The organism is Nocardioides oceani, assembly GCF_030412965.1.
In the GTDB taxonomy this organism is placed as follows: domain Bacteria; phylum Actinomycetota; class Actinomycetes; order Propionibacteriales; family Nocardioidaceae; genus Nocardioides; species Nocardioides oceani.
This window is the reverse complement of sequence record NZ_JAUHJQ010000002.1, coordinates 147,733-162,371: the sequence shown is the minus strand read 5'-3', so window position 1 is coordinate 162,371 and position 14,639 is coordinate 147,733. Positions and strand designations below refer to the sequence as shown.

The 14,639-nt window shown below is 73.3% G+C and carries 17 protein-coding genes and 1 tRNA gene; 8 read left to right on the top strand and 10 right to left on the bottom strand.

Annotated features, from left to right (window positions below; translation table 11 throughout):
- Nucleotides 1-78 precede the first annotated feature (78 nt).
- From bcp to QWY28_RS06305, 4 genes are all read left to right on the top strand, one after another.
- A complete protein-coding gene (bcp, locus tag QWY28_RS06320) occupies nucleotides 79-555 on the top strand; it encodes a thioredoxin-dependent thiol peroxidase (protein ID WP_300951472.1) in 477 nt (158 codons plus the stop codon).
- A gap of 36 nt (nucleotides 556-591) precedes the next feature.
- Nucleotides 592-665 (top strand) — tRNA-Leu (locus tag QWY28_RS06315).
- Nucleotides 666-685: 20 nt separating this feature from the next.
- Nucleotides 686-1,483 (top strand): SDR family NAD(P)-dependent oxidoreductase, encoded by a 798-nt coding sequence (locus QWY28_RS06310; RefSeq protein ID WP_300951471.1) that lies wholly within the window; start codon nucleotides 686-688, stop codon nucleotides 1,481-1,483.
- Nucleotides 1,484-1,547: 64 nt separating this feature from the next.
- Nucleotides 1,548-2,423 carry a bile acid:sodium symporter family protein gene (locus tag QWY28_RS06305; protein WP_300951469.1) on the top strand — a complete coding sequence of 292 codons (876 nt, stop codon included), beginning with the start codon at nucleotides 1,548-1,550 and terminating at the stop codon, nucleotides 2,421-2,423.
- A gap of 71 nt (nucleotides 2,424-2,494) precedes the next feature.
- Here the strand turns inward: QWY28_RS06305 and rdgB are convergent, their stop codons facing one another.
- From rdgB to QWY28_RS06285, 4 genes are read right to left on the bottom strand one after another with little or no spacing between them, the layout of a single operon-like run.
- Nucleotides 2,495-3,103 carry an RdgB/HAM1 family non-canonical purine NTP pyrophosphatase gene (gene rdgB, locus QWY28_RS06300; RefSeq protein ID WP_300951468.1) on the bottom strand — a complete coding sequence of 203 codons (609 nt, stop codon included), beginning with the start codon at nucleotides 3,101-3,103 and terminating at the stop codon, nucleotides 2,495-2,497.
- Nucleotides 3,100-3,825 carry a ribonuclease PH gene (gene rph / locus QWY28_RS06295; RefSeq protein ID WP_300951467.1) on the bottom strand — a complete coding sequence of 242 codons (726 nt, stop codon included), beginning with the start codon at nucleotides 3,823-3,825 and terminating at the stop codon, nucleotides 3,100-3,102. The genes rdgB and rph overlap by 4 nt, the downstream gene beginning before the upstream one ends.
- A 53-nt stretch (nucleotides 3,826-3,878) precedes the next feature.
- Complete coding sequence (locus tag QWY28_RS06290; protein WP_300951466.1) at nucleotides 3,879-4,691, bottom strand: ABC transporter permease; 813 nt, start codon at nucleotides 4,689-4,691, stop codon at nucleotides 3,879-3,881.
- On the bottom strand, nucleotides 4,688-5,623 hold the full coding sequence (locus QWY28_RS06285; RefSeq protein WP_300951465.1) for an ABC transporter ATP-binding protein: 936 nt from the start codon (nucleotides 5,621-5,623) through the stop codon (nucleotides 4,688-4,690). The genes QWY28_RS06290 and QWY28_RS06285 overlap by 4 nt, the downstream gene beginning before the upstream one ends.
- 130 nt (nucleotides 5,624-5,753) lie before the next feature.
- Here QWY28_RS06285 and QWY28_RS06280 point away from each other — a divergent pair, with 130 nt between their 5' ends.
- Together QWY28_RS06280 and QWY28_RS06275 are read left to right on the top strand one after the other, a co-directional pair.
- Nucleotides 5,754-6,920 carry a sensor histidine kinase gene (locus QWY28_RS06280; protein WP_300951464.1) on the top strand — a complete coding sequence of 389 codons (1,167 nt, stop codon included), beginning with the start codon at nucleotides 5,754-5,756 and terminating at the stop codon, nucleotides 6,918-6,920.
- Entirely contained in the window at nucleotides 6,917-7,606 is a 690-nt protein-coding gene (locus tag QWY28_RS06275; RefSeq protein ID WP_300951463.1) for a response regulator, read from the top strand. The genes QWY28_RS06280 and QWY28_RS06275 overlap by 4 nt, the downstream gene beginning before the upstream one ends.
- Before the next feature lie 24 nt (nucleotides 7,607-7,630).
- On the opposite strand, the gene QWY28_RS06270 is transcribed toward QWY28_RS06275, so the two are convergent.
- Nucleotides 7,631-8,404, bottom strand: coding sequence for an MBL fold metallo-hydrolase (locus QWY28_RS06270; RefSeq protein ID WP_300951461.1), 774 nt, complete (start codon nucleotides 8,402-8,404; stop codon nucleotides 7,631-7,633).
- 187 nt (nucleotides 8,405-8,591) lie between these two features.
- Between QWY28_RS06270 and QWY28_RS06265 the strand changes: the two genes are divergently transcribed.
- Nucleotides 8,592-9,617 carry an alkaline phosphatase family protein gene (locus QWY28_RS06265; protein WP_300951460.1) on the top strand — a complete coding sequence of 342 codons (1,026 nt, stop codon included), beginning with the start codon at nucleotides 8,592-8,594 and terminating at the stop codon, nucleotides 9,615-9,617.
- Between the two features lie 57 nt (nucleotides 9,618-9,674).
- Here the strand turns inward: QWY28_RS06265 and QWY28_RS06260 are convergent, their stop codons facing one another.
- Genes QWY28_RS06260 through QWY28_RS06240 form a run of 5 tightly spaced genes read right to left on the bottom strand, consistent with a single transcriptional unit; the run spans nucleotide 9,675 to nucleotide 13,122 of the window.
- A complete protein-coding gene (locus tag QWY28_RS06260; protein ID WP_300951459.1) occupies nucleotides 9,675-10,781 on the bottom strand; it encodes a DUF3152 domain-containing protein in 1,107 nt (368 codons plus the stop codon).
- Nucleotides 10,772-11,719: a PLP-dependent cysteine synthase family protein gene (locus tag QWY28_RS06255; protein ID WP_300951458.1), complete on the bottom strand. Its 948-nt coding sequence runs from the start codon at nucleotides 11,717-11,719 to the stop codon at nucleotides 10,772-10,774. The genes QWY28_RS06260 and QWY28_RS06255 overlap by 10 nt, the downstream gene beginning before the upstream one ends.
- A gap of 37 nt (nucleotides 11,720-11,756) precedes the next feature.
- Nucleotides 11,757-12,320, bottom strand: a complete 564-nt coding sequence (locus QWY28_RS06250; RefSeq protein ID WP_300951457.1) for an NYN domain-containing protein — start codon at nucleotides 12,318-12,320, stop codon at nucleotides 11,757-11,759.
- 56 nt (nucleotides 12,321-12,376) lie between these two features.
- Nucleotides 12,377-12,652: a MoaD/ThiS family protein gene (locus tag QWY28_RS06245; RefSeq protein WP_300951456.1), complete on the bottom strand. Its 276-nt coding sequence runs from the start codon at nucleotides 12,650-12,652 to the stop codon at nucleotides 12,377-12,379.
- Nucleotides 12,653-12,687: 35 nt separating this feature from the next.
- Nucleotides 12,688-13,122: a M67 family metallopeptidase gene (locus QWY28_RS06240; protein WP_300951455.1), complete on the bottom strand. Its 435-nt coding sequence runs from the start codon at nucleotides 13,120-13,122 to the stop codon at nucleotides 12,688-12,690.
- Nucleotides 13,123-13,215: 93 nt separating this feature from the next.
- On the opposite strand from QWY28_RS06240, the gene gdhA reads away from it, so the two are divergent.
- Nucleotides 13,216-14,553, top strand: a complete 1,338-nt coding sequence (gdhA, locus tag QWY28_RS06235) for an NADP-specific glutamate dehydrogenase (protein WP_300952279.1) — start codon at nucleotides 13,216-13,218, stop codon at nucleotides 14,551-14,553.
- Nucleotides 14,554-14,639: the final 86 nt, after the last annotated feature.

The window sequence follows — 14,639 nt, the reverse complement described above, 5'->3', positions numbered from 1 at the left end:
GTCGGTACCGTCGGGCCCGGCGGTACGTCGTACCACCCAGCCTAGGTTGTTGCACATCGTTCGCAAGAAGGAGCCCTCGTGGCCGAGACGCCTCGCCTGTCCCCCGGCGACCCCGCACCGGACTTCACCCTGCCGGACGACGCCGGCGAGCAGGTCACGCTGAGCGAGCTGCGCGGGCGCAAGGTGATCGTCTACTTCTACCCCTCCGCGATGACGCCCGGCTGCACCAAGCAGGCCTGCGACTTCAGCGACTCCCTCGACTCGCTCCGGGCCCAGGGCTTCGAGGTCCTCGGGATCTCGCCGGACAAGCCGGAGAAGCTCGCGAAGTTCCGCGAGAAGGAGGGCCTGACCATCCGGCTCCTCTCCGACGCCGACAGGGTCGTCATGACCGCCTGGGGCGCCTTCGGCGAGAAGAAGCTCTACGGCAAGGTCGTCCAGGGCGTCATCCGCTCGACCGTCGTGGTCGGCGAGGACGGCACCGTCGAGGTCGCGCAGTACAACGTCAAGGCCACCGGCCACGTCGCCAAGCTGCGCAAGGACCTCGCCCTGGCCTGAGGCCGCCCGGCGCGGCGTCCCTAGACTCGGCGCCGCGCGCCCGTAGCCCAATTGGCAGAGGCACCAGGTTTAGGTCCTGGCCAGTGAGAGTTCGAGTCTCTCCGGGCGCACCGCGGGGTACCCGCCCGGCATGGACGAGACCAAGCAGGCAGGGCTGGCACTGGTGACCGGGGCGTCGACGGGCATCGGCCTGTCGATCGCCGGCGAGCTGGCGCGGCGCGGGCACGACCTCGTGATCACCGCGGAGGAGCCGGAGATCCACGTCGCGGCGGCCGACCTCAAGACCGAGCACGGGGTCGATGTCCGCGCGGTGCAGGTCGACCTGACCCGCCCCGAGGAGGTCGGGCACCTGTGGCAGGAGGCGTCGGCCACCGGTCGGCCGGTCGACGTCGTCGTCCTCAACGCGGGAGTCGGCGTGGGCGGCACCTTCGCCGAGACCGAGCTCGGCCGCCACCTCGGGCTGGTCGACCTCAACGTGCGCTCCACGGTCCACCTGGCCAAGCTCGCCGTCGACGACATGGTCCCGCGCGGGTCGGGCCGGATCCTGGTGACGGCGTCGATCGCCGCCGTCGCGCCGAGCCCGTTCCAGGCGACGTACGCCGCGTCCAAGGCGTTCGTGCACTCCTTCGCCGAGGGCATCCGCCACGAGCTGCAGGACACCGGCGTCACCGTCACCTCACTGATGCCGGGCCCGACCGACACGGAGTTCTTCCGCCGGGCCGACCTGCTCGACACCCCGCTGGGCCAGGGCCCCAAGGACGACCCGGACGACGTGGCGCGCGACGGCCTCGACGCACTGTTCGCGGGCAAGCCGCACGTGGTCGCAGGGTCGTTCAAGAACCGGGCGATGGCCGAGCTCGCCACCCACCTGCCCGACCGCCTCACGACGAAGGCCTTCGCCGCCCAGACGAGGAAGAAGGACGGCTGAGGGACTCGCCGCACCGGTCGGCGGTTCGACCCCGGAACGTGACGGCGCTCACTAGAGTCCGCGCATGGACTCCGCGCTGACCACCGTCGGGCTGCCGATCGCCCTGGCGATCATCATGTTCGGCCTGGGGCTGTCCCTGGTGCCCGACGACTTCCGGCGGGTGGCGCGGGAGCCGCGCGCCGTGGCGGTGGCCCTGGGCTGCCAGCTCGTGCTGCTGCCGCTGGTGTGCTTCGGGCTGGTCAAGCTGCTCGACCTCCCCGCGCTGGTCGCCGTCGGCATGATGCTGCTCGCCGCGAGCCCCGGCGGCACCAGCGCCAACCTGTTCAGCCACCTCTTCCGCGGCGACGTCGCGCTCAACGTCTCGCTCACCGCGATCAACTCGGTCGTCGCGATCATCTCGCTGCCGGTCATCACGAACCTGGCGATCGACCACTACGGGCTCGGCGACGAGGTGTCGCTGCAGTTCGGCAAGGTCGTCGAGGTCTTCGCGGTGGTCCTGGTGCCGGTGGTGCTCGGCATGCTGGTCCGCGCCCGCGCCGAGTCCTTCGCCCTGCGGATGGACCGGCCGGTGCGCACCGGCTCGGCGGTGATCCTGGCCGTGCTGGTGCTCGGCATCCTGGTCGACCAGCGCTCGAACGTCGGCGAGTACCTCGCCGACGTCGGCCTCGCCGCCGCGCTCTTCTGCGCGCTGTCCCTCGTCGTGGGCTACGTCGTGCCGCGGGCGGCCGGCGTCCGCGAGGGGCAGGCGATCGCCTCGTCGATGGAGATCGGCGTCCACAACGCCACGCTCGCGATCTTCGTGGCCGTCGAGGTCCTCGACAGCACCCCGATCTCCGTCCCGGCTGCCGTCTACTCGATCTTCATGTTCGTCTTCGCCGCCCTCTGGGGCCTCGTGCTCACCCGGCTCGTCGCGCGCGACCGGGTGGCGTCCGCGGCGTGAGGCGCAGGTGACGCGCCGTCCGGTCGGCACGCTGGACGACGCACCGGACGAGAGCAGGGGCGGGGCTCCGGTCAGCCGAGGGCGCGGGCGACGAGCGGGGCGATCTCCCGCAGCGCGCGGCCGCGGTGGGAGACGCGGTCCTTCTCCTCGGGGGTCAGCTCGGCCGAGGTGAGCCCGTCGGCGGCGTGCTCGTCGGCGACGAACAGCACGTCGTACCCGAAGCCGCCGCTCCCCCGCTGCTCGCGGACGACCCGCCCGTCCATGCGGCCGTGGACGACCAGGTCCGTGCCGTCGGGGTGGACGAAGGCGACCGCGCACGCGAAGTGGGCGGTACGCCGCTCGTCGGGGACGTCCTCGAGCTGCTCGAGCAGCAGGCGGTTGTTGCGCGCGTCGTCCTTGGGCTTGCCCGACCAGCGCGCGGACAGCACGCCCGGCATGCCGTTGAGCGCGTCGACGCACAGCCCGGAGTCGTCGGCCAGCGAGGGCAGACCGGTCGCGGCGGCACCGGCCCGGGCCTTGAGCAGCGCGTTGCCCTCGAAGGTCGGCTGGTCCTCGACCGGCTCGTCGTACGTCGCCACGTCGTCGAGCCCGACGACCTCGATGTCCGGCGCGTGGTCGCGCAGGATCCGCTCCATCTCGGCCAGCTTCTTCGCGTTCCGCGACGCCAGGAAGACCCTCACCGGGCGAGCGCCTCCTCCTGGAGCCGGGTCAGGTCGGCGCACCCCTTCTCGGCGAGCGCGAGGAGCGCGTCGAGCTCGGCCCGGTCGAAGGCCGCGCCCTCGGCGGTGCCCTGGATCTCGACGAACCTGCCGTCGCCGGTCATGACGACGTTCATGTCGGTCTCGGCGCGGACGTCCTCGACGTAGGGCAGGTCCAGGCGCGGCACGCCGTCGATGATGCCGACGCTCACCGCGGCGACCGAGCCGGTCAGCGGCTGCGCGGACGCGGCGAGCGCCCCGGAGGCCTTGAGGCTGGCGACGGCGTCGGCGAGCGCGACGTACGCGCCGGTGATCGCGGCGGTGCGCGTGCCGCCGTCGGCCTGGAGGACGTCGCAGTCCAGGACGATGGTGTTCTCGCCGAGCGCCCGGTAGTCGATGACGGCGCGCAGCGAGCGGCCGATGAGCCGGCTGATCTCGTGGGTGCGGCCACCGATGCGGCCCTTGACCGACTCACGGTCCGAGCGGGTGTTGGTGGCGGCGGGGAGCATGGCGTACTCCGCGGTGACCCAGCCGAGGCCCGAGCCCTTGCGCCAGCGCGGGACGCCCTCGGAGGCGGAGGCGGCGCAGAGCACGCGCGTCCCCCCGAACTCCACCAGCACCGACCCCGCGGCGTGGTCCAGCCAGCCGCGGGTGATCTTCACGGGGCGCAGCTCGTCGTCGGCCCGGCCGTCTTCGCGTGTCATGGGGACCACGCTAGAGGGCCGGGCCGACGTCGGTGAGCCGGGGCGGGCGGGCGCTACTTCACCTCGGCGCGCATCACGCGGATCCAGCCGAGCACGAACGGGATGACGATCCAGATCAGCGTCGTGGTGCCGAGCTGGGCGTACTCCTCGCCGGTGAGCGCGCTGGCGCCGAAGCTCTCGAACAGCGGCCCCTGCGCCGTGCCGAGGTCCAGCCAGGGCGCGAGGTCGCGCAGGCCCGAGACCAGGTTGAACACGATGCTCGAGGCGATCGGCAGCACGAAGAAGGTCACGATCGCGGCCGGGGTGTTGAGCAGGATCAGGCCGTAGGCCAGGCCCTGGAGGATGGTCAGCAGCTGCAGCGCGAGGAACAGCAGGAAGATGCGCGCCTCGAGCCCCTCGAAGCCACCGTCGGCACCACCGACGAGGGTGCACAGACCGGCCACGACGATCGCGGCCAGGAAGGCGGCGACGCCGAAGATCAGGGCCGCGACGGTCTTGGCGGCGATCACCCTGGTGCGCGACGGCTCGAGCGCGAAGGTCACCATCGCGGTGCGCTGCGTCCACTCGCTGGTGACGAGCAGGATGCCCAGCACCGGGAGCAGGAAGCCCTGCGGCGTGGCGGAGACGCCGATGAAGTTGCCGAACGTGCGATCCGGTGCGTCGGCGGCGAAGAAGAAGATCGTCATGATCGCCGCGGTGATGAGCACGATCGCGCCGAGCAGCCAGCGGCCCGCGCGGGTGTCGTAGATCTTGCGCAGCTCGACCCCGACCAGGCGGGTGAACGGCACCTTCGGGGTGCCGGAGACGTCGAGGGTCATCGAGGGGGTGCTCGGGGTGCTCGGGGTGCTCGGGGTGGTGGTGCTCATGCCTGGGCTCCTTCCTGGAGCTGGGTCGCGGCGGCGGGGTGGCCCTCGCGCTGGGTGCCGGCGGTCAGCTCGAGGAAGAGGTCCTCGAGCCCGCGGGCTCCGCTGCGCAGGTCGGTCAGCACGACGCCGGCCTCGAGCGCGGCGCGGCCGACCTGGACGGGCTCGGCGTCGACGCGCAGCCCGGAGCCGGCCGGCGTGACGGCGTACCCCTGGCCCTGGAGGGCGCGGGCCAGCGCGTCGTTGTCCAGCGAGGTGACCAGCGAGGCCGCCGGGCCCGACTGGGCGAGCAGCGACGCCTTGTCACCCTGGGCCACGATCGTGCCGCGGCCGATGAGGATCATCTCGTCGGCGACCAGCTCGACCTCGTTGAGCAGGTGGCTGGAGAGCAGCACGGTGCCGCCACGGTTGGCGTAGCCCTTGAGCAGGTCCCGCATCCAGCGGATGCCGGCGGGGTCCAGGCCGTTGGCCGGCTCGTCGAGGATCAGCACCGAGGGGTCGCCGAGCAGCGCGTGGGCGATGCCGAGGCGCTGCTTCATGCCGAGGGAGTAGTTGCGCATCCGCCGCTTGGCCTCGGCGTCGGTCAGCGACACCAGCGCGAGCATCTCGTCGACGCGCGACAGGGGCAGGCCCATCGTCTTCGCGCCGAGGGTGAGGATCTCGCGGCCGGTGCGGCCGGCGTGCTGGGCGCCGGCGTCGAGGAGCACGCCCACGTGGCGGCCCGGGTTGGGGATGTCGTGGTAGGCCAGCCCCCCGATGGTCACCGACCCCCTCGTCGCGGGGGTCAGTCCCACCATGATCCGCATGGTGGTCGTCTTCCCGGCGCCGTTGGGGCCGAGGAAGCCGGTCACGCGGCCTGGTTGGCAGGTGAAGCTCACGTCGTCGACGGCGGTGAAGCCGCCGTACGTCCTGGTCAGTCGGTCGACCTTGATCATGGGTCCACCCTGCCCGAACAGGTGAGGTCCGCGCATCGGACGCGCGGCGGTCCCGGCGTGACCAAAGTAGGGGTCCGGGCCGACCTCCGCAGACTGCGCGGCCACCCGCCGGGCGCCCTAGCCTGGGCCCGTGGACCGGCCGGCCCCCGTCGAGCAGCCGCCGCCGCTGACGCCCTGGGGGCGGACGTGGCGGCTGCTGGCGATGCTGGCGCTCAGCGCGGTCGTGTGGCTGCCGGTCTCCGGGGAGCAGCTGCGGGAGACGCCGTGGCTGTTCTGGCTGGACCTCGCGCTCGGCCTGTCGTGCTACGCGCTCGTCAGCCGGCGCCGCCGGTGGCCGCTGGCGGTCGCGCTGGTCACCAGCGCCGTCGCGGCCGTCTCGGGGATCGCCGCGGGGCCCGCGACCCTGGCGGCGGTCTCGGTCGCCACCCGGCGTCGCTGGCCGGAGCTGGCGGCGGTGTTCGTCGTCGGGCTCGCCGGAGCCCAGGTGTTCACGCTGACCCAGGACGACCGCGCCGAGGACCCGCTGTGGCTGCTGACGATCCTCAACGTCCTCGTGCTGGCGGCGTGCGTGGGGTGGGGCATGTACCTCGGGTCGCGCCGCGAGCTGCTGGCCACCCTGCGCGCCCGCGCCGAGCGCGCGGAGGCCGAGCAGGAGCTGCGGGTCGCCCGCGCGCGCACCACCGAGCGCGCCCGGATCGCGCGGGAGATGCACGACGTGCTCGCCCACCGGATCTCCCAGATCTCCCTGCACGCCGGCGCGCTCAGCTTCCGCGCGGACCTCTCCGCCGAGGAGATGCGGGCCAGTGCGGCCGTCATCCAGGACAAGGCGCACGAGGCGTTGACCGACCTGCGCGGGGTGCTCGGCGTGCTGCGCGACGAGGACACCGGCGAGGTCGTGCACGCCCCCCAGCCGACGTACGACGACGTCCCGCGCCTGGTCGCGGAGGCGACGGCAGCGGGGCTCAACGTGGAGTACGTCGACCGGGTCGACCGGTCGGAGGGGCCGGTGCCCGAGGTGGTCGGCCGCACCGTCTACCGGATCGTGCAGGAGGGGATCACCAACGCGCGCAAGCACGCCCCGGGCGCACTGCTCAGCGTCGAGCTGACCGGCTCCCCCGCCGACGGCGTCGACGTGCGCCTGTGCAACCCGCTCGGCTTCGGGGTCGCCGTCACCCCGGGGGCCGGCCTCGGACTGGTCGGGCTCTCCGAGCGCGCCGAGCTGCGCGGCGGGCGGCTGGAGCACCGCCTTGACGACGGCACGTTCGTGCTGCACGGATGGTTGCCGTGGGCGGCATGAGCACGGACGGCGTGCCGGCGCGGCCGCCGGTGCGCGTGCTGGTCGTCGACGACGACCCCATCGTCCGGTCGGCGCTGTCGCTGATGCTCGGCGGGCAGGCCGACCTGGAGGTCGTCGGCGAGGCCGGTGACGGACGGGAGGGCGTGCTGCTGGTCGACCGGCTGCGGCCCGACATCGTGCTGATGGACATCCGGATGCCGGTGCTCGACGGGCTCGAGGCGACCCGCCGGCTGCACCGGCTGCCCGACCCGCCGAGGGTGATCGTGCTGACGACGTTCGACGCCGACGAGCACGTGGTCGAGGCGCTGGCCGCGGGGGCCGACGGCTTCCTGCTCAAGGACACCCCGCCGGCGCGGATCGTGGAGGCGCTGCGCAAGGTGGCCGACGGGGAGCCGATGCTCTCCCCCTCGGTGACGCGCACGCTGATCGACCGCCTGCGCGCGCTCCACGCCGAGCCGGCCGACGACCGGGCCGTGCGTGCCCAGCGGCGGCTGGCGTTCCTCACCGACCGCGAGCGCGAGGTGGCCCTGGCGGTCGGCCGCGGGATGAGCAACGCCGAGATCGCCCGCGAGCTGCACCTGTCGGTGCCGACGGTCAAGGCGCACGTCTCGCGGCTGTTCGAGAAGCTCGCCGTCACCAACCGCGTGCAGATCGCCATGTGCGTGCACGACGCCGGTCTCGTCTGACCGGCCCGCCCCGGGGGCCGTCGGCTAGGAGCCGAGCTCGTAGACCGCGCCCGGACGCGCGAGCTCGACCGGACCGTCGTACGCCGCCGTCGCCTCCGCCAGCACGACGGCCGGGTCGTGCCACGGGGGCACGTGGGTGAGCACCAGCCGGCGGGCGCGGGCGCGCGTGGCGGTGCTGCCGCAGTCGGCACCGGTCAGGTGCAGCTCGGGCGGGTTGTCGCGGCCCTCCTCGAAGGAGGCCTCGGCGAGGAACAGGTCGGCGTCGGCCGCGACCCGGTCCAGCCCCGCGCACGGCCCGGTGTCGCCGCTGTAGGCGAGCACCGCGCCGTCGGCCTCGATCCGCAGGCCGAACGCCGGGACGGGGTGGGCGACGGGGACCGGGTCGATCGCGAAGGGACCGATGCGCACCGGGCCGTCCCACTCGCGGAAGTCGAACTCCTCGTGCATGCCGGGGTCCAGCGGGAGGTCGTAGGCACGCGCCATCCGGTCCGCGGTCCCCTCGGGCCCGTGGACGGGGATCCGCGGCTGGTGGCCGGAGGGGTGGTAGCGGCGCAGCACGTGGTAGCCGCAGAGGTCCAGGCAGTGGTCGGCGTGCAGGTGGCTGAGCAGGACCGCGTCGATGCTCAACGGGTCGGCGATCGCCTGGAGCGGACCGAGCGCGCCGCTGCCGAGGTCGACGACGACCCGCCAGGTGCGCGACCCGCTGCCGTCGTCGTGCTCGGCCTCGAGCAGGTAGCAGCTGGCCGGCGACGTGGGTCCGGGGTAGGACCCCGAGCAGCCGACGACGGTGAGCCTCATCCCGCGCCTCCCCCGAGCCGGCCGTCCGGGACGACCCGGGCGCCGGGGACGGCGGCGGGGCGGGACACGTGCGGCACGGACGCAACGGTAGGCGCAACGTCCCCCGAAGGCACGGACTCTTGAGCAGCGTCACGTCCGGCGCGGGCGTGCTCCCGCGCACACGGCGGCGCGGGGTTAGCGTGGTCGGGTGCGTCGTACCTCCTTCGTGGCAGCCGCCGTCGCCGGCCTCCTCTCGCTCTCCTGCGCCTCCGCGCCCGCCGGCCCCGAGCCCTCTCCGGACCGGGCGGCGACGGTCGGGCGGGCCGTCCCCGACGACCGGAGGGTGCTGGCGATCTCCGTCGACGGGCTCAACCCGGCCGCGCTGACGCGGCTGGGCAAGGACCGCACGCCGGTGCTCCACCGGCTGCTCGCCGAGGGCGCCGCCACCCGCAACTCGCGCACCGAGCGGGAGCTGACCCTCACCCTGCCCAACCACACCGGGATGGTGACCGGGCGGAGGGTCGACGCGGCGAAGGGCGGCCACGGCGTCACCTGGAACACGCACCGCCCCGACACCACCGTCCAGCGCGCCGCGGGCCACGGTGTCTCCTCCGTCTTCAGCGTGGTCCACGGCGCCGGCGGTGAGTCGGTGGTCTTCACCGGCAAGGAGAAGTTCACCCTCTTCGACCGCTCGTGGCCGGCCGGCGTGGACGCACTGACCTACGACGAGGACCCGCTCGCGCTCGTCCGCGCCGCCCGGCGCGACCTGCTGCACGAGGACCGGGCGCTCACGTTCGTCCACGTCGCCACCCCCGACGTCGCCGGCCACGAGCATGGCTTCATGTCGCCTGCCTACCTCGACGCCGTCGCCCGCACCGACCGCCTCATCGGCAAGCTCGTGCGCGCCGTCGAGGGCGACGAGGAGCTGCGGCGCGAGGTCGTCGTCGTGCTGACCGCCGACCACGGCGGCAAGGGCCGCGACCACTTCGACCCGACGCGGTACGCGAACCACCGGGTGCCGTTCCTCGCCTGGGGGCCGGGCATCGCGCCCGCGGACCTCTACGCGCTCAACCCCGACCGCTCGGAGCCCGGCCGCACGCGCACGTCGTACGCCGGCAGGCAGCCGGTCCGCAACGGCGACCTCGCCAACGTGGTCACCGGCCTGCTCGGGCTCGACCCGGTGCCGGGCAGCGAGTTCGGGCAGGACGACCCGCTCGACCTCACCGCCGACTGATACCGCCGACCGATACCGCCGACCGATACCGCCGACTGGTACTGCCGGCGGTCCGCGTCAGCGCAGCTCGCGCAGCGTGGGCCAGGGGTTGAACCGGCAGCCGCCGAGACCCTTGGACTGCTGCTGCATGACCGGCGCGGGCTGTCCGGGCCCGCCGCAGGAGGCGTGGCCGTGGCCGAGCCAGTGGCCGGTCTCGTGGTTGACGACCATGTGGCGGTAGTCGCGCAGCGCGCCGCGGGCGGCGTTCCACGCCGGCGACGCGTGCTTCCACCGCTCCTGGTTGATGACGACGTAGCGCCCCACGCGGCAGCTCCACATGGCGCTGCAGACCGGGCTGAACTCCGGCACCTCGCCGGCCGCGGCGAGCACGAGCGTGAACGACCCGCCGCGCCGCACCGGCACGAACCGCACACCCGCACCGCGCCAGCCGCGGGCGTCGGCGTAGGTCTCCTGCGCCTGCCGGCGGAACGTCGCCAGGCTGGTGGTGATGCGGCCGCGGGTCTGCACGGAGTAGGTGACGGTCCGCCGCACGTCGACCCGGTGCTCCACGCGCCGCGCGGGGGTCCGCAGGACGAGCGCGCGGTGGCCGGGGGCCTTCACCGTGGCGACCAGCCTCACGCGGCGGCCGACGTCGCCGGGCCGGGGGCGGTACGCCGGGCGGAGCTCGCCGGCGACGGGCTCGCCGCCCACCCGCCACTCCAGGCGCCACCGCGTCGGGCGGGGCCGCAGCTGGGGCGCACCCATCTCGAGGGTCCGGCCGTAGCGCGCCGCGCCGACGAGCCGCATCCGCCCGCGCACGTCGAAGACGGCCCGCTCGACGCGGGACGTCGCCTCGGAGACCGACGTGGCGCTCTCCCCCGCCGCGTCGGTGGCGGTGACCGCCACGGACATCCGGTGGTCGAGGTCGTCGAGCCCCAGCTCGTGGGTGCGTCCCGTGGCGCCCGCGACCGCCGTGCCGTCGCGGAGCCACTGGTAGGTCAGCGTCAGGCCGGAGGTGCCGCCGTCCCACAGCCCGGCGCCGGCGACGAGCCGCTCACCGAAGACCGGGTCGCCCTTGACCGCCGGTCGCTGCGTCGGCACCGGCTCCGCGGTCGCCGCCAGCGGCGTCGCGACCAGCAGCGCCGCACCGAGGAGCAGCGCGGCCAGCAGCCGGGTCAGGCCCACAGCTGGCCCTCGAGCCGGTCCTCCGCCTCGTCGACGGTGCCCTCGTAGGCGCCGGTGGAGAGGTACTTCCAGCCGCCGTCGCACACGACGAACGCGATGTCCGCGGACTCGCCGGCCTTGACGGCCTTCGCGGCCTGGCCGAGCGCGGCGTGCAGGATCGCCCCGGTCGAGACACCGGCGAAGATGCCCTCGAGCTCGAGCAGCTCCCGCACGCGGCGTACGGCGTCGCGCGGGCCGACCGAGAACCGCGAGTCGATCAGGTCGGCGTCGTACAGCTCCGGCACGAAGCCCTCGTCGAGGTTGCGCAGACCGTAGACCAGCTCGCCGTACCGCGGCTCGGCGGCCACGATGCGCACCTCCGGCTTGGCCTTGCGGAAGAAGCGGCTGACCCCCATCAGGGTGCCGGTGGTCCCGAGCCCCGCGACGAAGTGGGTGATCCCGGGCAGGTCGTCGAGCAGCTCGGGGCCGGTGCCCTCCTCGTGGGCGAGCGCGTTCGCGGCGTTGCCGTACTGGTAGAGCATCACCCAGTCGGGGTGCTCGTCGGCGACCCGCTTGGCGACGCGGACCGCCTCGTTGGAGCCGCCCGCGGCGGGGCTGGAGACGATCTCCGCGCCCCACATCCGCAGCAGCTGCCGGCGCTCCTCGGAGGTGTTCTCCGGCATCACGCAGACGATCCGGTAGCCCTTGAGCTTGGCGGCCATCGCCAGCGAGATGCCGGTGTTGCCGGAGGTCGGCTCGAGGATCGTGCAGCCGGGGCGCAGCGTCCCGTCCTTCTCGGCCTCCTCGATCATCCGCAGCGCGGGGCGGTCCTTGATCGAGCCGGTCGGGTTGCGGTCCTCGAGCTTGGCCCACAGCCGCACGTCGGGGCTCGGGCTCAGCCGCGGCAGCCCGACCAGCGGGGTGCCGCCCACCGAGGCGAGGAGGTTGTCGTAGCGCATGTCGTCGCAGTGCCCTTCGGGGTCTGACGGTCGGGTCTCAGCGCAGGAAGCGCTCGGGGTCGAACTCGTCGAGGGGGATGATCCGCACGCGCGGCAGCGGCACGTTGAACGCCCGCACGTCGTCCTCGAGGTCGTGGAGGCGGATGCCGAGGGCGTCGAACTGCGCGCTGGCGTACTCCCGCAGCGCGACCAGCCCGACCCGGCGCTTGTAGGCGCTCTCGTCGAGGAGCCGGGACAGGTGCTCGGCGAAGTCGGCGTCGTGGCTGACCAGCAGCACGTCGTCGGCGCGCTGCACCAGCGCGTCCAGCGTGCGCTGGATGCCGATGTCGACGACCTTCTCGTCGGCGCGGCCGGACAGCGGGACCGGCCGGTAGTCCAGCGCCAGCAGCGCCTGGACGAAGCTGCTGGGGAGCGTCCCGTTGGAGGCGTTGAGGAAGAACAGCCCGGTGACGGGCTGCCCCCACAGCTGCTCGGCGTACGCCGTCACCCGCTCCCAGCGGGGTCGCTCCTCGGGCAGCGGGCGCCGCCCGAGCAGGGAGTTGCCGAGCGTCGCGTCGATGTTCTCGCCGTCGACGAGGACGAACGTGCGGCGGTCGGTCATCGGGCGCTCAGCTCAACCATTCCCGCAAGGTACCGGGTCCGCTGGCGCGTCCCCGGTCAGCAGCCGCCCGCGACGGCGGGCAGCACGACGACCTGGTCGCCGTCGGAGAGCTGCGCCTCGAGGCCGCCGATGAAGCGGACGTCCTCGTCGTTGATGTAGACGTTGACGAATCGGCGCAGGTCGCCGTTGTCGATGAGGCGGTCCTTGATGCCGGGGTGGTTCGCCTCCAGGTCGTCGATCAGCGCGCTCAGGCTGGCGCCGTCACCGGTCACGGCCTTCTCGCCGTCGGTGTAGGTGCGCAGGATGGTCGGGATTCGGACCTCGATGGCCATGGTTCGTCGGACTCCTCGTCGGGGCGGGTGCGGGTCTAGCGGGCGGGCAGTGCGGGGACGACGGCGACCTCTTCCTCGGTCACCGCGCCGTCCACGATCCTGTAGGACCTGAACTCCACCGGGCCCTCGTTATTCCCGTGCTCGCGGGTGCTGACGAGCACGTAGTGGGCGCCGGGCTCGCTGGCCAGGCCGATGTCGGTGCGGCTGGGGTAGGCCTCGGTCGCGGTGTGGGAGTGGTAGATCACCACCGGCTCCTCGTCGCGGTCCCACATCTGCTTGTAGAGGTCGAGCAGCTCGGTGGAGTCGAACTCGTAGAACGTCGGGCTCCCGGCCGCGTTCACCATCTCCACGACCCGCTCGGGCCGGTCGCTGCCCTCGGGGCCGGCCACGATGCCGCAGGCCTCGTCGGGGTGGTCGCGCTTGGCGTGCCGGACGATGGCGTCGTACGTCGCCTGGTCGATGGTGAGCACCCGGCCAGCGTAGGCGGTGCGTCCCGCATCTCGGACACCGTGCCCGGTCCCCGGACCCGCCGCGGCGCTGCCTAGGCTCCTGCCATGGACACCCTGGACCCGCTCCTCCAGCCGCACTTCGAGACGGTGCTCGCCCGCAACCCCGGGGAGGACGAGTTCCACCAGGCGGTGCTCGAGGTGCTGGAGTCCCTCGGTCCGGTCGTGCGCAAGCACCAGCACTACGTCGACGAGGCCGTCATCGAGCGGCTCTGCGAGCCCGAGCGGCAGCTGATCTTCCGTGTCCCGTGGACCGACGACGCGGGCCGGGTGCAGATCAACCGCGCCTTTCGCGTGGAGTTCAACTCCGCGCTCGGCCCCTACAAGGGCGGGCTGCGGTTCCACCCCTCGGTCTACCTCGGGATCGTGAAGTTCCTCGGCTTCGAGCAGATCTTCAAGAACGCGCTGACCGGGATGCCGATCGGCGGCGGCAAGGGCGGGTCGGACTTCGACCCCAAGGGCCGCAGCGACGCCGAGGTCATGCGGTTCTGCCAGTCGCTGATGACCGAGCTCTACCGCCACCTCGGGGAGTACACCGACGTCCCCGCCGGCGACATCGGCGTCGGCGGCCGGGAGATCGGCTACCTGTTCGGGCAGTACAAGCGGATCACCAACCGCTACGAGTCCGGCGTCCTCACCGGCAAGGGCCTGGCCTACGGCGGCTCACAGGTCCGCACCGAGGCGACCGGGTTCGGCACGGTCTTCTTCACCGAGGAGATGCTCAAGACGACCGGCCGCTCGCTGTCGGGCCGCCGGGTCGTGGTCTCCGGCTCGGGCAACGTCGCGATCTACGCCGCACACAAGGCCATGGAGCTCGGCGCCCAGGTCGTCGCCTGCTCCGACTCCTCGGGCTACGTCCTCGACGAGGCCGGGCTCGACCTGGCCCTGCTCAAGCAGGTCAAGGAGGTCGACCGGGCCCGCCTGTCGGCGTACGCCGAGCAGCGCCCTGACGCGTCGTACGTCGCCGGCGGCCGGGTCTGGGACGTCCCGTGCGAGGTCGCACTCCCCTGCGCGACCCAGAACGAGCTCGACGCCGACGCCGCGCAGGCGCTCCTCTCCTCCGGCGTGCTCGCCGTCGCCGAGGGCGCCAACATGCCGTGCACGCCGGAGGCCACCCGCGTCTTCCGCGACGGGGGCGTGCTGTTCGCCCCGGGCAAGGCCGCCAACGCCGGCGGCGTGGCCACCAGCGCGCTGGAGATGCAGCAGAACGCCTCCCGCGACTCCTGGTCCTTCGCCCACACCGAGGAGCGGCTGCGCGCGATCATGGTCGGCGTGCACGAGCGGTGCGCCACGGCCGCCGACGAGTACGGCGCCCCGGGCAACTACGTCGCCGGCGCCAACATCTCCTCGTTCCTCCAGGTCGCCGACGCCATGCTGTCGCTCGGGGTCGTCTGAGGCGCACGCCCGGGAGGGGGTAGTCACGGACGAAAACGTCCTCCGGCTAGGTCGTCGAGGACGTTTTCGTCCGTGACTACCCCGAC